Origin of the sequence: Piscinibacter gummiphilus (genome assembly GCF_032681285.1) — a bacterium.
Classification (GTDB): domain Bacteria; phylum Pseudomonadota; class Gammaproteobacteria; order Burkholderiales; family Burkholderiaceae_C; genus Rhizobacter; species Rhizobacter gummiphilus_A.
In genome coordinates, this window is record NZ_CP136336.1 from 3978350 (window position 1) to 3999350 (window position 21001).

Here is a 21001-nt window from a genome sequence, read left to right on the forward strand (position 1 = left end):
TAACCCTTCCATCGAGAGGACCTGCCCCGGCAAGCCGGGTCAGGCCTCTCATGTCAAACGTTAGACATCGAGGTTCTATGCAACAAATAAATCCCTACCAACCTAGCCCAGCCTCAGTGGAAGAAGGTCGCGCCCCTGCGGACTCAGGTGATTCAGCGGGAGAGCTCGTCTACGCCGGGTTTTGGCGCCGCTTTGGGGCCTACTGGATCGATGTCGCAATCTTCCTGCCACTAACAGGCATCACCTATTACCTTGGTGAAACCAGTCGCCTGTTTTTTGCCTATTGGTTCGTCCCTGGTCTTGTGATCGGCCTGTTCTTCCACGTCTACCTTGTTAAGCGATTCGGCGGAACCCCAGGAAAACTGATTCTCAAGACCAGGATCGCGCTGACAAACGGCGCCCCGGTCAGTACCAAGGCAGCCCTGCTGCGTTACTCCGTTCTCTTTCTGCTGTCCGTCTTTTCTTCATGGGCACTAGTGACTGGCGCACTAGCCATGACAGATGAGCACTACTTTTCACTGAGCTACATGGCCAAGATGGAGGCTATCGTCTCCCGAGCCCCCGCTTGGTACAACGTCGTAGTCGTCTTGACTCAAGTTTGGGTATGGAGCGAATTCATTTCAATGCTGCTCAACAAGCGGCGCCGAGCGATTCACGACTACATAGCAGGCACGGTAGTGGTCCGTGCTTAGCGCGCGATGTCTAACCCTTCCATCGAGAGGACGTCACAAGGGCTACGCCCTTGCGCCGCCTCTCATGTCAAACGTTAGGCGCCTGAAAGCGAGATCCGCGCTAGGCTTTCGGAGAGCATCGCCACTGATGCCGTATCTGCGATCCACCCAATATCAATACCAAAGGGAGCTCCAATGAATCGTCTAGCCAAAGCACTGATCTTGTTCGTCATCGTCTTTCACATGCTGGCTTTCGTCATTGAGGCCTTCCTATGGATGCGCCCCGCAATCTATGAGTTCTCCCTTTCGCGCTTCCAAACCGTGGTGCCACTTGGTCTTCACGACCAGGCATTGCTATTGAAGCCACTCTTCATAAACCAAGGCTTCTACAACCTGTTCCTCGCCATTGCAGGAGTTGCCGGCCTCATCCTCGTCACCAGAGGGAAGAAGGAAGCTGGCCACGCGCTTGTCGGGTACATGTGCGCGTCAGCGGTAGGCGCAGGCGTTGTTCTGGCGTTCACGAGCATCGCCTACATCGGCGCTCTACTGCAGGCGCTACCTGCCGCCGTCGCGCTCGCCGCAATGCTTCGCGCCTCCCCATCGCCGGCCCTGGCAAATGCAGGCGCCTAACCCTTCCATCGAGAGGACTCGCCCCGGCAAGCCGTGGCGAGCCTCTCATGTCAAACGTTAGGCCGCATATGTTGCCGTCCACCTCGTTTCGCCCGCTCGATCCCGAGACGGATTGGGCGTTCTTCGATCCAGGCTTTCACGTTCCGCAAGAAATACAAGCCGAGGTTCAGGCGCTCACGGAGGCAGGGTCGGCAGAACTCTGGACCGAGCATGTCTCAGCCAACCCGAATGAGCGGCACCCAATGCTGCTTCCTGGCTCCCATTGGCTAAAGCCGAAGCTGCAAGGCCCAAACTGGATGCCAGAATTCAATGGAAAACAAAGTGAGGCCGCGGTAGGCACGTTTCTGCAGGAGGTCTTCGAACTTGGCATGCAGGAACTCATCCTCTTCATTGCAATGCGGGAGCGTAGCTATTCAGTTCCCTTCGGCGTGTTCTTGCGCCATTGGCCTTCCTTCGTTGCGGGAGATGACGAAGGCTCATTCTTATTCCATCCGAGATCTGGAGCCTTTGCGTGCTTCGGCCCGAATGGCTCACTGTCGTTTGGGCGTCGGAGCGCGAATGCGGCCTAACCCTTCCATCGAGAGGACGCTACCCGGCAAGCCGGGCAGCGCCTCTCATGTCAAACGTTGGGCGTCATAGAGCCATGCCGAGCCAGTCCGTCGAAGAGATCTGTCTGCGCCTCAAAGCGAATCAAGAGACGCTTTCAGCTGTCACGTCAGGGCACAGCTACATGCCCTTGCTTCCGCTCCTCGAACATCCGTGGCATGAAGTTAAGGCTCAGCTTCACGCAAAGCTCGTGGAGGCCGGAGTTTCTACTCGCGAAGTCGAGTGCGTGTCACTAGAAAAGCTGGCTGTATTCGCGCTTTCCTCTTGGGGGTCTCACTGGCCAGAACTCGCGGTTTCCTGGCTTGAGAGTGGCCTTCCAATCAATGAGCCGCTTGCGGGGGCCCTAGAGACAATGTCGCAAGAAAAGAACCTACCTCAGGCATTTCGTCATCGAGCGTTCGCCTTAGCGAAACGGTGGCGTCGAACTCAAGAGAATCCAGAGGCGAAATGACGCCCAACCCTTCCATCGAGAGGACGTCACCCGGCAGGCCGGGCGCCGCCTCTCATGTCAAACGTTGAGCATCACGAATGGTCCTGTGCGTTCTTGGTTGCTTATGAGCCTTCGTTCAGCATCGCAAATGCAGTTCGCATGCGTGGCCGCCGAGCCTTCGGCCACCGCTCGCTGTCTGCCGCCAAAGTCGAACATCACGCTTGCCACGAACCGACACGCTCCGATGGAAGAAGGCCAGGCTTGTGCCGCTTCGGCACCTGCCCAGCCCCACCGAACGGCCAGAGGCAGTCAGTCTGTGGTTGGCGCTTCGCGCCGCTTGAACATTCAGCTGTTGGGCACTGCCAGAGGCAGCGCTGGTTCTTCTCGTCTGTCCAGGCCCGAGCTTCGCTCCGGCACACTTTCACGAGCCGCGCACCAGGGCACGTCGGTGGTTCTCGGAGGCGCGATGCTCAACCCTTCCATCGAGAGGACTCGCCCCGGCAAGCCGGGTCGAGCCTCTCATGTCAAACGTTAGGCATCGCACAAGGAGCGTATCTCGTGGCTTCGTCGGACCTTGAACTCCAACCGCCTCCACGTAGCGAGAGATCTTTTGAGCTTTGGCTTCAGCATGCGGCCGGCCGCATTCTGTTCGAAGACGTCCGCGGCTATGCGCTCGAACGAGTAGATCCCAACTTGTCTACCGACTCCCGAGCTGCTGCAGAGAAAGCGATCAACGACACTTTGTACGGCCTGATGATGGTGATTGACGGGGTATCCGGCGAACTCAGAAACGACGAACATGCAGTTGATCTTTCTATTGCGGTTCGGCTGATCAATCGAAGCTCGAATGAGGTAGCTGCAGCGATTGATCTAAGAGAGGGGGATGGCATGTGTATGGGCTATCACGGCTGGATTGCCGGTGACTATGGCGAAGATCCGGTTGCAAGCCCGGCGGCGCCGCAGGCACGCGATGCCTAACCCTTCCATCGAGAGGACCCGCCCCGGCAAGCCGGGTCGGGCCTCTCATGTCAAACGTTAGGCATCTCATGGCTCGCCGCGATTACTCCGAAGACGAGGACTACTACACGCAAGACCTCGAGCGAGACGGCGTCGTTTCGATCTGGGCTGGACTCTCCGAAGGCTCTTCCCATCTGGATGTCCTTCAAGACTTGTGCGGAGTTGGGTACTACTCACTCGACAATCAAGAAGGCATGAACTTCGGCTTCAGGCTTGTGCCCGTTAGCGAGCTTCTAGATCGCCTGTCCTACTCGTCTTCATTCGCTCAGCTCGCGGTAGAGAAAGCAAAATCATTGGGTTTGAGCCAGGCGCGCTGGGTCACGATCCAGTACGACTTTGCGTACTCGCCAGAAAAGGTTCGCAGACCTATTGCCCAAGACCCGGTGTTTCTCGGCGTCTTCAAATACAGCGCGCAAGTGGGGCAAGATGCCTAACCCTTCCATCGAGAGGACCCGCCCCGGCAAGCCGGGTCGGGCCTCTCATGTCAAACGTTAGGCGCCAGAAGAGCATCGCGTGCTGAGCAGTCCGAGTTTCTATGTGATCACCGGCGCTTCCGGAGCCGGGAAGTCCACTCTTGTGGCCGCGCTAAGTGAGCTTGGCTACTCCACCGTCCAAGAAGCGGCTCTTGCCATCCTGCGAGAGCAACAAGAATGCAACGGCAGCATTCTTCCCTGGGTCGATCGCACAGCATTCTTCGAAGCAGTTCTGGCAAGAAACATCAGCAACCATCAAGCCGCTCGAACGCAGAAGACTCCCGTCTTCTTTGATCGCGGCATACCGGAGTGCTTGGCCTGGCTACAACTGTCGGGCCAGACGCTGGAGCTTCGGCATCGCGCGGCTGTAGCAACGCACCGCTACGCTTCCACAGTGTTTGTGGCAGAGCCCTGGGCGGAGATCTATGTGCAAGATGCGGAGCGCCAAGCCGGCTTCGAGCGAGCAACGCGCTCCTATGAGCCCACCGTGGCAGCGTATAGAGAAGCCGGCTACAAGACCTGCCTTCTTCCAAAGGTATCAGTGAAAGAGCGGGTGGCCTTCATCCTTGAGCGGGTGGAAACTGGCGCCTAACCCTTCCATCGAGAGGACGTCACAAGGGCTACGCCCTTGCGCCGCCTCTCATGTCAAACGTTAGGCGCCACAAACCATGCTCGCCACAATCGAAGCTCGCAAAGTAGTTACTACATTGGCTTTCGCGCTGACTTGTTCGAACCCATGCCTTGCTCAGGTCTACGACACGACCAAACCAGGGTGTCCGAATTTTCGGCAAGCCCTTCAGTCGGAAGGCTTTCCCAATTCAGCCGAAAGGCTCGGGTTGGATCAAGGCTCTGTCACGGTTGAATTCACACTGAATCCAGATGGATCCACGGCGAATCCAACCATTCTTAAGTCCTCTCACAATGCCTTCAATCGCCCTACGATCGAACGCATCAGCAAGCTCAAATGCGCTGGAGACAAGCATCCTGTGCGAGTTCAGTTTTCAGCTGAATACAAGAAGTAGGCGCGAAGGTGGCGCCTAACCCTTCCATCGAAAGGACTCGCCCCGGCAAGCCGGGTCGAGCCTCTCATGTCAAACGTTAGGCGTCGGAGGGAGCGTGAGCGACGCATACTGTGCACATGGCAATCCCACACGCAAATCCCGGTCAGCTCATCGACATCCGTCCATTGGGCCTGCGCCTTCAGAGCGCAAAGACCACCGCGCTGTTCAAGTCCGAGCAGCTTGAAGTGATACGTCTCGTGCTTCTGGCAGGAAGGTCACTTCCGCCACATAGCGTCGCGGGCGAGATCACCATCCAGTGCGTCGAGGGTCGAATCGATGTCACGGTCGATTCGCAGAGCCATTTGCTTGAGGCGGGAGAAATGATCTTTCTAGCAAGGTCTGCATCGCACGGGGTAATCGCCATCGAAGATTCATCTGCGTTGGTGACCATCGTCCTGTCGAAGTAGTTCGTTTGCGAGGCACGGCATGTACTCGAAGAACCCGACGCCTAACCCTTCCATCGAGAGGACTCGCCCCGGCAAGCCGGGTCGAGCCTCTCATGTCAAACGTTAGGCGTCCATGCGGCTTATGCCGAAGACTGCAGGCCCAATTGCCTTGCTATTCCTAATGGGATGCGACACGTTGCATGGGGTTCGAATCGAGCTCAAAGCTGAGGGCAAGCGATCACTAGAGCCCACCTGCATTCAAGAAACCTTGCGGCAGTCTGGATACGAAGTCGAGTCCGTTAGCCCAACGACATCACAAGTTCGAGAGAAAGCAAAAGGTGGCGCCTGGTTCTTTGTCTCTCACGAAAATACGATGCGCGTCGAGTTCTATTTCCTAACGATGCATGAGCCGCTTCCATGCGACACCGCGCAGAGAATCGCGTATCACATGCGCATCGCATCGAAAGCGACGCAGGAAGCCTGTTTCCCACAGAGCCCACAAGTCATCGCTTCGGAAAAGTGGAATGGAATGTCATGCAAACCCTAGCCCTAGCTTCCAACCAGACGCCTAACCCTTCCATCGAAAGGACGTCACAAGGGCTACGCCCTTATGCCGCCTCTCATGTCAAACGTTAGACGCCAGCAGACGCGATGGAGACAGTCGTTGAAGAGTGGTTCGGCGAGGGGTTCCGTGAGCTTCACCCGTTGCTTCAGGGCTTGCACAGAAGCGGCGGTGTCCTAAGCGGGCAGGTCCACGTTTCGTTTGGTGCAGGCTTCGCAGGTCTTGTCGGCAAGCGGCTTGCTTCTCGGCTCGGAGTACCTGTCACCCCTGGCGCTCATCACCTTCAAGTCTCCATTCATGGCCAAGCAGGGCGCCTGCATTGGTCTCGCAGGTTCAATGGCCTAAGCGAGTTCGTCTCCGAGTTCAAGCCAGTTGGTCACCATCCCACTGGTCATTGGGTCGAGCAGTCCGGTGCGTTGAGCTTAGAGCTAGGCGTCAAGGTTCTCGCTGGCGGGTGGCACTGGGAACACCGCAACACAAGGCTGTTGGGTATCCCGGTGCCCAAAGCATTGTTCCCCACCACCTTTGCATCCAAGAGCATCGAAGGCCAGTTCTACCGGTTCTCGGTAGAAGTCAGGGCTCCAGCGCTAGGCAAGCTGCTGGCCTACTCGGGCACACTGGCGCCTAACCCTTCCATCGAGAGGACGTCGCCCGGCAAGCCGGGCGCCGCCTCTCATGTCAAACGTTAGGCGTCATGAAGCGACCCTTTTGCAAGTCATCGCTCGTACTGGCTGGCCTTTCGGTGGCTCTATCGGCTCACTCGATCGCGTCCGAGACTCAGCACGTACCGCCATCAATCGAAGGAACTACGAATATCAAAGTCGTAGTCGCCAGCTGCAAGGGTGAGCTAAAGAAGCAGTTGGAAGTTCGCGACGCAGGTCAAGTAAAGAAGCTGGTAGCCGAGATGGAGCAACTGAGAAGGCCAAACGGAGTGGCAGCCTCGAAGTTCGGCTGCGATACAGCAGTCACATTTCTGAAAGACGATGTGCCGGTCACACTCGTGCATGTCTTTCCGTGCTCGGCTATCGAGCGAGCTCCAGCATCCCTAAAGCGCTACTTCCAGTATTCGGGTGGCTTTGGTCAGCTGCCAGAACTGAGCCGTCTGGTGAAAGGCCTTGGCAAAGGCGTCGAGTGCAAATGACGCCTAACCCTTCCATCGAGAGGACGCAGTCCGGCAAGCCGGTCAGCGCCTCTCATGTCAAACGTTAGGCGGCTCAACGCTCGTTTTCGAAGACTGCTCCCGGGAGAAGCCAATGACCGAATCAGAACTGTCGGCGCAAACTGAGTGGTTCCATGAGTTCGCCAAGCAGTCAATCGATCAAATTGCACTGCAAGCCAACGAAGCCAATAGAGCTTCATTCGCACGCTACGCAACAACCTCACTGCCAAACCACAGCCCTCCAGAGGGTCAATCACCCGAAGAGTTTGCTCGCACAGTGCATGAACTGCGAGAAAACGAAGGGCAGTGGAATCGTGCGCTCATGTCGGCATTGATCAAGTCTGATGACCTGTACAAAGCCAAAGACAGGGATGGCGCCATCTCAGTGCTTGAGTCGTTTGCGGGCTCGTGTCCTTGGGAGCTTTTCCAAGAAGTCGCCCGAGATCAAGCATCCAACTACAAGCCTCATTGAAAATGCCATTCAAGCTCGTGGCGGCTCCATGCATACAGCCGCCTAACCCTTCCATCGAGAGGACGCTGTCCAGCAAGCTGGCCAGCGCCTCTCATGTCAAACGTTAGGCGGCGCTATGGGCGAGAACGCCTCGCTTCTCGGAGTTCGGCGGCACGCTGCTTCGGCGAAGAGTGGTGCCGCTGCCAAGAAGAGCGGGCTCGTGCCTACGATCGCCACCGCAATGGTTTCGCCTGAGCGTCGGGCCAAGCGCAGTGCTCGCTCGATGAGACGGTTGTCAGTCAGTCAGTGGGTTAGCCGTCGTGGGCGCCCTGCACCGTCCGAAGCACGCTGCGAACCGAAGCGCCCGGAACCCACACGCCGGCTAAAGTCGCTCGCCTGGCTGCGCCCTGCTTCATCCAATGCGGCGCCGCCTAACCCTTCCATCGAGCTGACATGCCCCGGCAAGCCGGGTCATGCAGCTCATGTCAAACGTTGAGCATCACGAGTAGGTCCTGAGAGTTCTTGCTGCTTATGAGTCTTCGGTCAGCACCTCAAATTCGGGTTCGGTTCACAGGCGCAAGGTCATCGGGCGCTTCGGTGTGCCAAGGCTCAGTCCACTTTGGCCCTGCGCCCTTCCATCTAAGCAAGATGGTCGTTCTGGCGTCACGTCGGAGCGCCTGGCGAGAAGAGGGAAACGACTGCCACGCTTCGGAACCCGTGCGATGCCATCGAACGGCCGGTGGAAGTCGGTTGGTGGTTGGCGCTTCGCGCCGCTTTAATGGTCAGAAGTTGGGCGCTGCCATGGAAGGCAGCGCTGGGCCAGTGCACATCTCAATGCCTGCGCGATTGCCAAGACGAACGCAACGTTTGGCAAAGTCTGCGCACATTCCCAAAGAGAATGCAGGCTGTCCGCGTCTGGCGAGGCCAGTAGCCATGCCACGCGCGATGCCCAACTATTCCATCGAGAGGACCCGCCCCGGCAAGCCGGGTCGGGCCTCTCATGTCAAACGTTGGGCGGCACAGCGTTGAAGTTGTTGCTTCTCGAAAAGCGGCAAATGGCTCTCGCTTGAGGAACGTCTTCTCCATTCACTTCATTCCTTGGCTCTCGCGCTCATCACATGAACAAATTCATTCTCATTGCTTGTTCGGGAGCCTTGCTTTGGCTTGCAGGTTGTGCAACTTCACTTGAGCCTGGGGCCGAAAGGATTCGCATGGTCACCGCAGAGCAAAAGGCAGCCTGCGAGCCTCTTGGCCTTATCGCAGCGGATCAGCAGCTAGGCCCGTACAAAACACAGAACTCAATGAATAAGATGCTTAACGAAGCTGCACGCCGAGGCGCAAATGCCGTCTTCCTGGTTTCTCAAGGCAAGAGTGGCATTGATGGTGTGTCTGTCACCGCAGAAGCACTTCGCTGCAAGTAGCACGGTGCCGCCCAACCCTTCCATCGAGAGGACGCTGCCCGGCAAGCCGGTCAGCGCCTCTCATGTCAAACGTTGAGCGTCACTATTCGCACCACATCTCACAAGCCAGGCATGAAGAACGTCGCCTCACTGGTCCTGTCAGCACTTTGCGCTGGCTGCATCGCCATTCCGACTCCATATAAGACTTACGACGGTCCGCCTCTACCGCCAAGTGCGCAGGCACTCATCTTCGGCCCGCTTGGCCCCCCGGGCATGTGGGGAGTTCCAATAAATGGCGCACTGATTGCCTGCCTCGATGGCGTCTCGCTTCAAAGCATGCTGGGTTACGGGCCGGGTCTAGCGCATCCGGACAAAGTGTTTGTCACGCCGGGTCGGCACTACCTGAAAGCCATGTATTACAGGGATCGCGCCTACGCACATTCGTCGATGTGGTTGGATGCACAGGCCGGTCGGGAGTACGCGATTCGCAGCGAGGTCAAAGGCTATTCGGTACGCATGTGGTTGGAAGACACAACGACCAAGGAAGTTGTCGGAGGGATTCCGGGCGGGGAACCAAATCCGGCACCGAGGCCGATGCAATGCTGAGAATCACAAAGCTGCGCAAATCTGTCGCCGCGAGTGCGCCGCTCCGGTGACGCCCAACCCTTCCATCGAGAGGACGTCACCCGCCAAGCCGGGTGCCGCCTCTCATGTCAAACGTTAGACCTCTCAAGGAACGAGATGCTCATCCGACTCCCGATCTTTCAGTTTGTGCAACGTACAGCGCGATGGGCGCTGGCTGCTTCCTTTGTGGTTGCAATCTCGGGCTGCGGCGAATGGAACAGTCACCTCCTAGTAAAGCAGGACACACAACAAGAAGCGGCATGTCTAGTTCGCTGGGGCAAGCTCACTGCGGAAGACAAGCAACGACTGCATCAATGCATAGAAGCTCGTGAGCAGAAGGGCTTCAAACTTCGCTCTCCAAGTTCAATTCCTGATCCCGTACCTCCTGTAGAAAGCGCAAAACCACCGTCCATACCGTTGGCTTGCCAAGGCTAAAGCCAGAGATGGAAACTTCAACCACCATACTTTTCACTTCGCAAGAAGAGGCAGCTCGCGCCGGAGCTCGCGAGAGGCCTAACCCTTCCATCGAGAGGACATGCCCCGGCAAGCCGGGTCATGCCTCTCATGTCAAACGTTAGGCATCTTGAATGCATACAGCGCAGTCCATACTGAGTGTCGACACACATCTGAATGCTCGTCCTTCGCTCATCCCGCCCGAGCCGGGTGTGTACGCGTTCTGGTGGATCGGGAATCGCGACGACCTGCTGAAGTCGACCCGCACTGTCCTGCTGAAGGGGCCAAATGAAGTTCGCATGAAGGTCGAGTACAGAGAGTGGTGGCCCAGAGAGCTGATCTATCCGTGCCTCTACGTCGGAAAGTCGACCAATCTCCGCAAACGGTTCGGGCTTCATATCAAGAGCAATAGCCATGGCCGTCTTCACGTACCTCATATAGAGCACCACAAAGCCACTCCCAGTACAACCTCGTGCCAGCTTCGCTGGGGGATTGAGCACATTTTTCCCAGTGAAATGGATCCATTGCGCCTAATCCGAAGTTCGGTCGGCTTCTCGTATCGGAATGATTTCGCAGACAACGCGATCGCAGAACGCTTCTTCGAGGAGGACAGGCTCGTGGGAACTTGGCGTCCCTGGTTCAATATCGACTCGGAGCGCTGAGATGCCTAACCCTTCCATCGAGAGGACGTCGCCCGGCAAGCCGGGCGCCGCCTCTCATGTCAAACGTTAGGCGCCATGAGAGTCGAAGCCGCAGACGTATCTGATGCCGAAGCAATCAGTGCGCTGATTGTCGAACTGAGTGAGCCGTTCTTTTTGTCTCCTTCGCGTGAGGGTGCGGAGCCTTTCCTCGCGTCCATTAGCGTTGAAGCAGTGCGTCGCTACTTAAGTGCAGCCAACTTCTCCTACTACGTCGCACGGTCAGAAGGCAGACTCGCGGGTTTCGTGGCGCTACGAGATAACGCGCACTTGTTCCACTTGTTCGTTGCCAAGGCATTCCAAGGCAGACAGTTGGCGAGCCAACTCTGGGCCATAGCCCAAACAGAGGCACTACAAGCTGGAAACCCAGGTGAGTTCACAGTCAACTCAAGTCTCACCGCCGTGCCTGTCTACGAAAGGTTCGGCTTTGCGCGCGAGGGAGAGGTTAAGAGCGTGCATGGCATCTCTTTTCAGCCCATGCGTCTGAGGTCGGGCCAGAATGGCGCCTAACCCTTCCATCGAGAGGACCCGCCCCGGCAAGCCGGGTCGGGCCTCTCATGTCAAACGTTAGGCGCCTAAGGACGCAGCATGTCGGAAGTCACACGCAGAGATCTGCTTAGAGCCGTAATCCGGGCGGAGATTGAGAAACTGACCCTCCTTAAAGAATCTGGCGTCTCGCTGACGGAGAAAACCGAGGAAGATGGGTGGAGCCTCATTCACTCTGCACTTCTATCCCCGTACCTAAAGGTTCCGCCAGAATCTCTCAGGTTTCTCATCTCTAGTGGTGTTGATGCGACAAGCCCAGACATGTATGGGAACACGCCGCTTCACTATGCCGTGCGAAGTTCAGATCTCGAGTCGGCAAAGATCTTGGTTGAGTCGGGCTCAAGCGTTAACGTTCCAAATCGCGACGGCGTCACGCCCCTTCACCAAGCGCTACTAAGAAACCCAGTCAATTTTTCTCTGGTTGAGTACTTGTTGTCTGTGGGCGGAGATCAGGACCACAGACTTAGCTCTGGAAGCACGATCAAAAGCTACGTTGCTGTTATTTCTCACGGAGAAAACGCCTCGCTTAAGAGCCTGTTCGAAAGGTACGACAACGGCGCCTAACCCTTCCATCGAGCTGACATGCCCCGGCAAGCCGGGTCATGCAGCTCATGTCAAACGTTAGCCGTCACACGACACACCATGCCAAGCTACACAAACACTCTTGAGATCGATCACAAGCCAAAAGCCATCCCTTATCGCGGAGACGGGATACTGCGAGAAGACGGAGATGCGAACTATGGTTTCAGGTACGTCAAAGGTGATGACGAGGCTCTTCGATCGATTCCGGAGGTGCAGCGCGACCCAGCGCTGCTGAATCTGATACGCGGAATCAATGGCTCCGAGACTGGTCTCTTCTCAGTTGGGTGCGTTAGCGCAGATGTGGAAGACGAAAGAGGGTTTCGTCGTTCCGGCTATGTTGAGTTTTCAATCAATTCCATTTCTGGCATCGCGAACGCTGCCAACTACTTCCCTATCTACTTTCACTTCGATAGGTTGCTTCACGAGAGCAAATTCTCCGTGGCGGTCGCATACGCGTGGGAGCTTCAGCCTTGCACCTTTACTGAGGCTGATGGAGCCTCTGGCTTTTCGTGCTCAGTCATCGTGAACACGCACTATTTCGCCAGTCGGGAGCAGGCCTCACTAGCTTGGAAGCAAGCCCTGGAACCGCTAGAACACCTCCTCAGCAGTGTCCCGCCTGAGACAACGGACTTTCTGTATCCCCAGTGACGGCTAACCCTTCCATCGAGAGGACATGCCCCGGCAAGCCGGGTCATGCCTCTCATGTCAAACGTTAGGCATCGGAATCACGACCGACCTCCGCAGCATGAAAACGAAATTTCTACATCTGACCGCCCTGTGTCTACTTTCCGCCGGCTGTGCATCAAGTCCAGGAGATCAACAGCCCGTCAAAGGCTCGACTGCAGCGCAAAGCGAACAGGACGGCTGTCCGTGCACCGTCGTGGCGAAACCAGATGGACAGGGCCACCATGAGTTGCGCATCGTGACTTCCCGCGCAACCAGAAACGAACGAATTCTGAGATCACCCGATCCCATCGACCTCCCAACGCTGTCAGAGGACTTCTCGCTTGTCGCATATCGTATGCAGCGAGGTACGTCATTTGATGTTCATGTGCAAGACATCAGTACTGGCGTTTACATCGTGGTGGCAACAAGAGCGACAAACCAGTTTGCCTTCCACTTCTCGGCTTTAGGGTTGGTTCTAGCCGACTCCAACGGAGAAGCGGTGATCGCATCCAACTACTCTCTGAAGCAAGCGCTCTATCAACGCGAACTTCGAATGAGAAGGCCAAACGGTTGAGAATCAACCCATCAGATTCGGACCAACCACCGATGCCTAACCCTTCCATCGAGAGGACATGCCCCGGCAAGCCGGGCCATGCCTCTCATGTCAAACGTTGAGCGTCACAGTCAACATATGAAGATCTTCGACCTCTTCTCAAAACGGCAGAAGCGCCTTCGCGGTGAAGTGCCGGATGTCTATGTATATGACGCGCTGCCGAACCCCTTGCGGGTTCAGATCGTGCACATCATCAAAGACGCATTTGGTGTAGACAACTATGGAAGCAATCATGCTGAGAAAGCATATGCCTTCGTGAATGACGCTCTGTGCCGCGAATACGGAGTGTTTGAACTCATCAAACATTCCGACTCCCCGCAAGGGTCGGTCTTCAATTTTTTCCTCAAGGAAGAGTCGGTCGAAAGAGCAATTGATGTCATCGAAGTTTGCTTCAAGGTGATCGACACCTACATTCGAGATGAATACCGATACCAGAACAACACCAAGAGAGAAGTTCAACCCGACGCCGCCATCGAAGAGCTGAATACTCGGTTCAAAGAACACGGCGTCGGATATCAGTTCGAGGCAAACGAGATCATTCGTGTCGACTCACGTCCTCTCGATGGAAGGGTTAGGCCGCACGCCTCGCACGACCCGGAACTGCATTCTGCGTTGGGTGGCGTTGTGAGCAAGAAAACGCACCTCACCAGCACGTGCTGCGCAGCAGCTGGTGCTTGCACGGCCTGTATTGCTTTGCCTGGCGCGCGAGTGCGAGGACCAGGACTGAAGCTCCTGAAGCAGCAAAGCGAGCCGCATTTTCTTCCTTGTGGCTCTACGACCTGTGGTCTTGTTGGCGCAGATCATCTTCGGCTAGCTCTCGGACTCCAGCTTCCAGTACTCGCTTCCGAATGTCTTCGATTCGATCACTTGGTTCGACGGTGAATCGAGGCGTGGCGATGAATAGGCGACTACCTAGAGAACGAAGGTGCGGAGGAATCTTGTCTGTTGGAACCTCCCACCAGCCTTCTCCATGCCCCAAGGCAAACAGACGAACGCGTGTATAGCCACCTGGCAGGTGCATTTCGACAACTGCGGGATGAGCAAACGGTTCACTGAAACGCATTCGTGCGGCCTAACGTTTGACATGAGAGGCGTGACCCGGCTTGCCGGGGCACGTCCTCTCGATGGAATGGTTAGGCGTCATTGTGGAACGAGCTGTGTTCCATCTGAAACCAAGCGACGCACGACTATTGCCTTTGCTCGGGAGACACATCGCGGCTGAAACTCCAGGAAGTCACCCTTGCTTCGTGGATGCTCTGCGTAGGCGAGTACCTCTTGGCCCTTAACGAAGAGCAGCAGATTGATTCCACCATTAGTGCCGATTTCGCTCTTGGCACTGACGTCCCAGTTGAAGCCTAGAACTTGCTCCGTGTACTCGTTCATTGAATACGGACCAAGAACACAAAACCGTCGCCCGGCAAGCCGGGCGCCGCCTCTCATGTCAAACGTTAGGCGCCGAATGAGCCCGACCTATTTGCCACTACTCTTCCTGGCGCTTGCAATAGCACTGGGCTTTCCTAGCAGCGCTTCAGCATCAGGCGCTGGTCAAGTCGTTTCTCAGATGGCTGATGTTCCGCCCGAAACCAAGATCAAGATGCTTCGAGTCATCTTTGAAGATGTGTTTGGCACGCCAGAGGAAATTCGAACCCAGTTTGTGGCGGCGTGCAATGCCAGGAACAAGGCCGCCACACCCAGCACAGAAAAGGCCCAGCAGATTGCTTCTTCTCCAGCACCGAAAGCCTCTGACGGATCAAAAAGTCTCTCCAAAGAAGCGACCCTCATCGCTTTTTGCGCGCCACCCGTACGCCGGAGCATAGAGTCAGCTCTTGCTCCTAAAGCAGCAGCTTCCACTCCGAGCGCGTCGGCGCCTAACCCTTCCATCGAGAGGACGTCGCCCGGCAAGCCGGGCGCCGCCTCTCATGTCAAACGTTAGGCGTCACCAAGCGCCTCACGCGTGACGACGTGCAAAGGAACCCGGTTGCAACACATGAAGCTGATCAATCTGCTCGATCTCGCGTTGAAGAGCGACGAAGTCGTTGAACTTCTCGAAGAGTTTGACCTGCCAGTCGTGTACGACTTTGACCGACTTCACGAAGGGATCGAAGACATCTACTGGGTCTCAGCGCACGGACAGGGCTTCCAACTCCGGTTCGATGAGCGACAGGTACTCAAGACCATCTTCATGTACGCGTCGGGCAACGAGCAGTACAAACCAGTGGATCCATCGCTCGCAGGAGTGTCCTTCTATTCGTCATTCGAGCAGGCAAAGAATGACTTTGCGGAAAAGAATGTTCCCGTAAAGACGGGACAGGCCGACAACCGCTGGATCAAAGGAAGCTTTGCTGAGTGCTCGCTGCACTACGAGTTCAGGCCGAGCGGTGAGTTGGTTATGGTCACAGCGATGGCGAATCGTGACGCCTAACCCTTCCATCGAGAGGACCAGTCCCGGCAAGCCGGGCCTGGCCTCTCATGTCAAACGTTAGGCGGCGAAATGGGCGAGAACGCCGCGCTTCTCAGAGTTCGGCGGCACGCTGCTTCGGCGAAGAGTGGTGCCACTGCCAAGAAGAGCGGGCTCGTGCCTACGTTCGCCACCGCAATGGTTTCGCCTGAGCGTCGAGCCAAGCACAGCGCTCGCTCGATGCGACGGTTGTCAGTCAGTCCGCGGGTTAGCCGGCGTGGGCGCCCTGCACCGTCCAACGCATGCTGCGAACCGATGCGCCCGGAGCCCACACGCCGGCTAAAGTTGCTCGCCTGGCAGCGCCCTGCTCTATCGAACGCGGCGCCGCCTAACCCTTCCATCGAGCTGACATGCCCCGGCACGCCGGGGCATGCAGCTCATGTCAAACGTTAGGCCGCACAGGGTCATTAGCCATGAATCGAACAGTCGCGGAAGAGTTGTATGGCGCCTGTGAGCGTGTATTGGCGAATCTCACGGAATGCGAAGCGGCAATCCGCAAAATCGAAGACACCGAAGAACGACAGGCGCTGCTAAAGGCACTGTCTAGCGCGATCATGGAAGTCTTAGCTGGCGTCAGAGCTCCTGTTGTTCGGCAGTTTCCTGAACTTCAACCTCACGAAGCAACTGGACGGCCAGATACCGAGCTAGACGAAGAAGATCTTGCGGCGATCTCTCAGCTTCCCGAGGCGGATATAGCGGCAATCGATGTGGCGCTCCTGGCCGAGTGCGCTACTTCTTGGCGAAAAGTTGCTCGCGTCGTAGGCTCTGCAATGAAGTCTTTGCAAGAGAAGCTCGACGACATCCCAGATGGCTACTACGCCCGAAGAGTTGTGGCGCTCGCTGCCGCGGGGAAGATCGAATCTGATGGCAATCTTCACTACATGCGTTCAAGCGAAGTCCGGCTACCGCAGGGGCAGCAAAGTGCGGCCTAACCCTTCCATCGAGAGGACCCGCCCCGGCAAGCCGGGTCGAGCCTCTCATGTCAAACGTTAGACGCCATTGGTATGACCTTCCGCTTTAAATGCGCAACCTGCGATGAGGTTCACGAGGGAATGCCGACCTTCGGAGCCAAGGCGCCGCTTAGCTACTTTGAGATTCCCGAAGAAGAACGAGAAGCACGATGCGATCTCGGCTCAGATGATTGCGTCATAGATGAGAAGTTCTTCTTTGTTCGCGGATGCATCGACATCCCAGTTCAAGGACAGGCAGATCCATTCTCTTGGGGTGTCTGGGTCTCACTAAGCCGGGAAAGCCATCTAAAGTGGATCGAGTACTTTGGCAAAGAGAAGCGCTCGCACATCGGCCCGTTCTTCGGTTGGCTCAATGCCTGGCTAAGCCCGTATCCAGATACGGTCAACCTTAAGACAAGGGTTCACTTGCGAGACGACGGAATACGACCGTACATTGAGCTTGAGCCTACAGACCATCCTCTCGCGGTAGAGCAACGCGAAGGCATTTCAGTCGAGCGCGTCGCCGAAATCTATTCCCTTATGGTTCATCGCGATGGCGCCTAACCCTTCCATCGAGAGGACGTCGCCCGGCAAGCCGTGCGCCGCCTCTCATGTCAAACGTTAGACGGCGGAAAGTCGCCATGTACCTGCTCCGAAGATTTCAACTCGCAGGATGCGTATTGCTTGCACTAGCAGACGCGCCGACAGCAAACGCACAAGCGATAGCGGGTGCTCTGGCCTCAAGCTATCCGGCGCCGTGCTTAGAGGCAGTCGTTCCAATGTTTGGAACGGAGGTAGTCCAAATCGGCACACATTCCATGCTGGCTGGCATGGGGAGTGGCGCCAATCTGAGCGAACAATGGAAAAGAGGAAACGCCTACTACGACCGTGCGTTCAGTATCGCCCGCGCCTCGATCGCAAGAGATGAAGAGATCAATGGGGCTTGGATCAAGGTCACAGCGCGTGACTATCTAGAAATGCTCTTCCGACGAGCACCCTTAGAAGAACAGCAATACCTGCAGTCCTTCTTTGCTACGCCTGAAGGTGAGATTTTTTGGCATTTCATGCTAGACAGCGCGAAGTGCAACGGTTTCTTCATTGGGCTGACCAAACGCAAAGTTGACTTGTCCTTGGCCGAGCAGAAAGTCGCAGGCACTTGGAAAGAAGCACTTCAGCCGAGAAAGCAAGAATACGAAGCGGCCTTCGCCTCCCTGAGCCCCACTCAGCGAAAGGCGTTCAACCACGCCTTCGCGATCGTAATTCGCCTATCGAGGTCTGAGGCAGATGATGAGCGCGAGTTTCAGCTGAAGATGATTTCTGAAGAAGCGCTGATGGCAGCTATCCGGAGAAGTCTGGAGCAAGTCAAGCGCGAGCTGCTCGCGGCGGTTCGCGAGTTCTCCGAATCACAGTAGAGGGAAATCACGTGCCGCCGTCTAACCCTTCCATCGAGAGGACGTCGCCCGGCAAGCCGGGCGCCGCCTCTCATGTCAAACGTTAGGCAGCCAGTACTCCATGCAGTCACTCGTTCTCCGCATAGATCCAAAGCCACTGACTAACACCGATGCGGATCTGCGGTATGAAATTCCGGATCGGCTCCGCGATGCGTCAGCGGGAATGATCAAAGACTCCGGTTACGACTACGAGCCTGACACATACGCGATGCACATCTATCTATCGGCTGAGAGTGCGGAAACAGCTTTGCCATTCGTCATTGAGCTACTGGAGAGAAATGCACTGGATGAGCCAAATCTTCTGCAAGCAGTACTCGTCGGGGTATCCGACCTTCCCGTACTTGAAAGCTCAACGTATCGCGTTGTCCATCCGCTAGGAAGATCAGGTGCGATTGGCCGCATTCCGTAGGCCTCTGAGTCGGCGCGTCCATGCAGCAGCTGCCTAACCCTTCCATCGAGAGGACCCGCCCCGGCAAGCCGGGTCAGGCCTCTCATGTCAAACGTTAGGCCGCACAAGAACCATGCGCGAGTTTGGAGAAATCGACCCCGAGTCAGAGAAGCTCGCAATGAGCACGCTCTTCTTCCACGAGAGCGAATTCGAAGGAAACGCCTGCCGCATCAGCGTTGCAAACTACTTGGCATTCCTGTCATTGCGTGGCCCCGAGCTTGCCATTGAGGTTGCGAAGATCAGGCAAGCACTGGCCGCACCGTCGCGTAAGCATCTGGAGCGAGACATCTCACTGCTGCTACGGGCCAGGAACTGGCGCTTTCACAATATTGCTTGTGTCGCCATTGCCTGTACTGAAGCGTCTAGCCAACTACTGGAAGAGCTTTGGAGTTGCATCAAACGTGGTAGCTGGACGTCACCTCAACTCGCTGCCACTGCCGAGATGGTGGATAAAGATTTCGGCAGAAGAGCTGTTCACCTGATAGAAGATCAGGCAACCTACTTCAAGTCGATAGTCGCTCTAGCAGCGCTGCTCGAAGCCCGGCATTCAACAGAGTCACAGCTGTCGGCGGCAGCACGAAGCAACCTCGATGAAGCAAAGACGATTGACCGAGACAACTCGGGCTCAATTGCCACCGCCTGGAATGGCAACCTACGGGCGGCATTCGGTGCGGCCTAACCCTTCCATCGAGAGGACGTCACCCGGCAAGCCGGGTGCCGCCTCTCATGTCAAACGTTAGGCGTCGAAAGAAGAACATGCCGCAAGCCGTCAGACTCATCTTCTTGGCGTTGCTCTTTGCGGTTCTGCCGCTCCAAGCAGCCGATCTAAACGCCACCTACTCGCCTACTCGTGGAGAGTGGCTTAGGGTGACCTTGCTCAGTAGCATTCAAGAACAGTCGAATCTTTGGCGTGAACGAGTTGCCGTTGTGGTTCTCATTGATGCCAAAGAAAACACAGCATCCGTATCAATCACGCTCGCGAATGGGCAGCCTGAGCCATCCCCCGCCCTAAAAGAGCGCTACGTTCAGGCCGTTCGCGCCATTGCGGCTGGCATTCTGGAGCGTCATTCATGGGCCAAAGACGTCAAGCTACTCGTTCAGTTCGTGTAAAAGCAGTGCGCATAACCACCATTCGTGCCGCAATCACTGGCGCATCGCCGCCTAACCCTTCCATCGAGAGGACGCTGTCCGGCAAGCCGGCCAGCGCCTCTCATGTCAAACGTTAGGCGGCACAGATCGAGTTCGTGGCCATTCGACAGTCGTTAGTCAAAGCAAGTATGAACATCCGCTCAGTGCTTATCGTCGTCGCTGTAGTTGTCGGGCTAGCTCTCGGGCCAAGTGCACTTAGCTCAGCAGCCACAGCACAGCCACCAATACGCTGGAATGATCTCGCGTTCATCCTTGTGGGTAGTGTTATCGCGCTATTTCTCGTGCTGGCCTTCCAAGTGCTACTCCGCAACTACAAGGCCTTCACCTATGGCTGGTCAGCCTTCGCACTCCTCGCCATCAACGTTGTAGCAACTGGCATCTCCGCCCTCGCCACCTCAGTTCTCACGGTCGGCGTCCAGCCGCACTCGCTCATGTTCTTGGTCGTAGGCGCTGGCATGTCCCTGGCAATCGCGCTGCTACGAGCTGCATTCAGAGGCAGGCTGCAAAGTGCCGCCTAACCCTTCCATCGAGAGGACTCGCCCCGGCAAGCCGGGTCGAGCCTCTCATGTCAAACGTTAGACGCCGCTGAATGCAATGGCTCCGAGTCGCGAAGCTGCTTTGGGCACTCCCTTGCTCGCTTGTCGGGCTGATTTTGGCCACCTTGCCATTGGCCCTCGGCGGCAGCGCCAAGGTCGTCTCTGGCGCGCTGGAAGTCACCTATCGCCAGCACCTGGCCAGTTGCGGCAAGCTCGCTCTTAGGCTGCCATTCAGGGGCATCGTCTTCGGCCATGTCATCCTGGTCGTCACACAGGAAGAACTCAGTCGCATTGGTCCGCATGAGAGAGTTCACGTCGAGCAATATGAGCGCTGGGGGCCAGCCTTCTTCGTCGCGTATCCGGCTTCAAGCCTTTGGCAGCTCATGCGGGGCCGCCACCCGTACTGGTACAACCACTTTGAGGTTCAGGCTCGTCTGCGAAGCGCCGAGCCGCTTCGGCCGAGCGGCGGCGTCTAACCCTTCCATCGAGAGGACCCGCCCCGGCAAGCCGGGTCGGGCCTCTCATGTCAAACGTTGGGCGTCACAAGCTAAAGGGCAGAAATTCGCATGACCACTGAAGAATCCGCCAACCTCGCGACGGTCCGTGCCTACATCAAAGCGCTTGAGTCAGGTGCAGTAGGCGAAGCACTTGCTAGCTTCTCTACATCAGACGCAGTGCAGATTGAACTACCCAACAAGCTCAATCCACAGGGTGGACAAAGCGATCTGCCTACTTTGCTAATGCGGGCCGAGCAAGGTCAGAAGCTCTTGCAGCATCAAACCTACAAAGTGCGCTCAGAAGTCGCTCAAAACTCAACCGTGGCGGTCGAGGCCGAGTGGAGTGCCGTTATGGCCGTACCAATAGCTTCTTTGCCCGCAGGTGCCACCATGCGAGCGCATTTCGCAATGTTCTTCGAGTTCTCCGAAGGCCGCATTTCTAGGCAGCGAAACTACGATTGCTTCGACCCTTGGTAGGCACATG

30 protein-coding genes are annotated in these 21001 nt (G+C 56.6%); all 30 read left to right on the forward strand.

All coding sequences use genetic code 11. The features are described from left to right. Positions 1-116 precede the first annotated feature (116 nt). The 30 genes from RXV79_RS18655 (at position 117) to RXV79_RS18795 (ending at position 20994) form a co-directional block, all read left to right on the forward strand. A complete protein-coding gene (locus RXV79_RS18655; RefSeq protein WP_316699585.1) occupies positions 117-692 on the forward strand; it encodes an RDD family protein in 576 nt (191 codons plus the stop codon). 174 nt (positions 693-866) lie between these two features. After that, positions 867-1301: a DUF1304 family protein gene (locus tag RXV79_RS18660; protein ID WP_316699586.1), complete on the forward strand. Its 435-nt coding sequence runs from the start codon at positions 867-869 to the stop codon at positions 1299-1301. Between the two features lie 68 nt (positions 1302-1369). Next, positions 1370-1870 carry a DUF2947 family protein gene (locus RXV79_RS18665; RefSeq protein WP_316699587.1) on the forward strand — a complete coding sequence of 167 codons (501 nt, stop codon included), beginning with the start codon at positions 1370-1372 and terminating at the stop codon, positions 1868-1870. Between the two features lie 1025 nt (positions 1871-2895). Continuing rightward, complete coding sequence (locus tag RXV79_RS18670; protein ID WP_316699588.1) at positions 2896-3315, forward strand: hypothetical protein; 420 nt, start codon at positions 2896-2898, stop codon at positions 3313-3315. A gap of 68 nt (positions 3316-3383) precedes the next feature. Then, on the forward strand, positions 3384-3788 hold the full coding sequence (locus tag RXV79_RS18675; protein ID WP_316699589.1) for an immunity 22 family protein: 405 nt from the start codon (positions 3384-3386) through the stop codon (positions 3786-3788). A gap of 79 nt (positions 3789-3867) precedes the next feature. Next, entirely contained in the window at positions 3868-4419 is a 552-nt protein-coding gene (locus RXV79_RS18680) for an AAA family ATPase (RefSeq protein WP_316699577.1), read from the forward strand. A gap of 76 nt (positions 4420-4495) precedes the next feature. Next, entirely contained in the window at positions 4496-4849 is a 354-nt protein-coding gene (locus RXV79_RS28195) for a TonB family protein (protein WP_413816632.1), read from the forward strand. A gap of 116 nt (positions 4850-4965) precedes the next feature. Then, positions 4966-5295 (forward strand): cupin domain-containing protein, encoded by a 330-nt coding sequence (locus tag RXV79_RS18685; RefSeq protein WP_316699591.1) that lies wholly within the window; start codon positions 4966-4968, stop codon positions 5293-5295. 630 nt (positions 5296-5925) lie between these two features. Then, positions 5926-6525 (forward strand): DUF4166 domain-containing protein, encoded by a 600-nt coding sequence (locus RXV79_RS18690; protein ID WP_316699593.1) that lies wholly within the window; start codon positions 5926-5928, stop codon positions 6523-6525. A 5-nt stretch (positions 6526-6530) separates the two neighbouring features. After that, entirely contained in the window at positions 6531-6977 is a 447-nt protein-coding gene (locus tag RXV79_RS18695) for a hypothetical protein (RefSeq protein WP_316699595.1), read from the forward strand. A 112-nt stretch (positions 6978-7089) separates the two neighbouring features. Then, positions 7090-7467, forward strand: coding sequence for a hypothetical protein (locus RXV79_RS18700; RefSeq protein WP_316699596.1), 378 nt, complete (start codon positions 7090-7092; stop codon positions 7465-7467). Positions 7468-8564: 1097 nt separating this feature from the next. Continuing rightward, complete coding sequence (locus RXV79_RS18705) at positions 8565-8867, forward strand: DUF4156 domain-containing protein (protein WP_316699597.1); 303 nt, start codon at positions 8565-8567, stop codon at positions 8865-8867. A 111-nt stretch (positions 8868-8978) separates the two neighbouring features. Further along, positions 8979-9452: a hypothetical protein gene (locus tag RXV79_RS18710; RefSeq protein ID WP_316699598.1), complete on the forward strand. Its 474-nt coding sequence runs from the start codon at positions 8979-8981 to the stop codon at positions 9450-9452. A 605-nt stretch (positions 9453-10057) separates the two neighbouring features. Further along, on the forward strand, positions 10058-10585 hold the full coding sequence (locus tag RXV79_RS18715) for a GIY-YIG nuclease family protein (protein WP_316699599.1): 528 nt from the start codon (positions 10058-10060) through the stop codon (positions 10583-10585). A 75-nt stretch (positions 10586-10660) separates the two neighbouring features. Further along, a complete protein-coding gene (locus RXV79_RS18720; protein WP_316699601.1) occupies positions 10661-11131 on the forward strand; it encodes a GNAT family N-acetyltransferase in 471 nt (156 codons plus the stop codon). A 78-nt stretch (positions 11132-11209) separates the two neighbouring features. Next, entirely contained in the window at positions 11210-11731 is a 522-nt protein-coding gene (locus tag RXV79_RS18725) for an ankyrin repeat domain-containing protein (RefSeq protein WP_316699602.1), read from the forward strand. A gap of 78 nt (positions 11732-11809) precedes the next feature. Continuing rightward, positions 11810-12397, forward strand: coding sequence for a hypothetical protein (locus tag RXV79_RS18730; RefSeq protein WP_316699604.1), 588 nt, complete (start codon positions 11810-11812; stop codon positions 12395-12397). A 97-nt stretch (positions 12398-12494) separates the two neighbouring features. Then, positions 12495-12989, forward strand: coding sequence for a hypothetical protein (locus tag RXV79_RS18735; protein WP_316699605.1), 495 nt, complete (start codon positions 12495-12497; stop codon positions 12987-12989). Between the two features lie 117 nt (positions 12990-13106). Continuing rightward, positions 13107-13910 carry an STM4504/CBY_0614 family protein gene (locus tag RXV79_RS18740; protein ID WP_316699606.1) on the forward strand — a complete coding sequence of 268 codons (804 nt, stop codon included), beginning with the start codon at positions 13107-13109 and terminating at the stop codon, positions 13908-13910. Positions 13911-14487: 577 nt separating this feature from the next. Further along, positions 14488-14961: a hypothetical protein gene (locus RXV79_RS18745; protein ID WP_316699607.1), complete on the forward strand. Its 474-nt coding sequence runs from the start codon at positions 14488-14490 to the stop codon at positions 14959-14961. Between the two features lie 54 nt (positions 14962-15015). After that, positions 15016-15450 (forward strand): hypothetical protein, encoded by a 435-nt coding sequence (locus RXV79_RS18750; protein WP_316699608.1) that lies wholly within the window; start codon positions 15016-15018, stop codon positions 15448-15450. 449 nt (positions 15451-15899) lie between these two features. Continuing rightward, positions 15900-16418, forward strand: a complete 519-nt coding sequence (locus RXV79_RS18755) for a DUF3658 domain-containing protein (RefSeq protein WP_316699499.1) — start codon at positions 15900-15902, stop codon at positions 16416-16418. A gap of 72 nt (positions 16419-16490) precedes the next feature. Continuing rightward, entirely contained in the window at positions 16491-17000 is a 510-nt protein-coding gene (locus RXV79_RS18760) for a DUF2199 domain-containing protein (protein WP_316699498.1), read from the forward strand. 77 nt (positions 17001-17077) lie between these two features. After that, on the forward strand, positions 17078-17848 hold the full coding sequence (locus tag RXV79_RS18765; RefSeq protein WP_316699609.1) for a hypothetical protein: 771 nt from the start codon (positions 17078-17080) through the stop codon (positions 17846-17848). A gap of 100 nt (positions 17849-17948) precedes the next feature. After that, complete coding sequence (locus tag RXV79_RS18770) at positions 17949-18296, forward strand: hypothetical protein (protein ID WP_316699610.1); 348 nt, start codon at positions 17949-17951, stop codon at positions 18294-18296. A 157-nt stretch (positions 18297-18453) separates the two neighbouring features. After that, on the forward strand, positions 18454-19014 hold the full coding sequence (locus RXV79_RS18775) for a hypothetical protein (protein WP_316699612.1): 561 nt from the start codon (positions 18454-18456) through the stop codon (positions 19012-19014). A 77-nt stretch (positions 19015-19091) separates the two neighbouring features. Next, the gene (locus RXV79_RS18780; protein ID WP_316699614.1) at positions 19092-19445 is read left to right on the forward strand and encodes a hypothetical protein; all 354 of its coding nucleotides are present in this window, start codon (positions 19092-19094) and stop codon (positions 19443-19445) included. 167 nt (positions 19446-19612) lie between these two features. Further along, positions 19613-20002, forward strand: coding sequence for a hypothetical protein (locus tag RXV79_RS18785; RefSeq protein WP_316699616.1), 390 nt, complete (start codon positions 19613-19615; stop codon positions 20000-20002). A gap of 71 nt (positions 20003-20073) precedes the next feature. Beyond that, entirely contained in the window at positions 20074-20496 is a 423-nt protein-coding gene (locus tag RXV79_RS18790) for a signal peptide prediction (protein ID WP_316699617.1), read from the forward strand. 90 nt (positions 20497-20586) lie between these two features. After that, positions 20587-20994 (forward strand): nuclear transport factor 2 family protein, encoded by a 408-nt coding sequence (locus RXV79_RS18795; RefSeq protein WP_316699618.1) that lies wholly within the window; start codon positions 20587-20589, stop codon positions 20992-20994. The last annotated feature ends 7 nt before the right edge of the window (positions 20995-21001 follow it).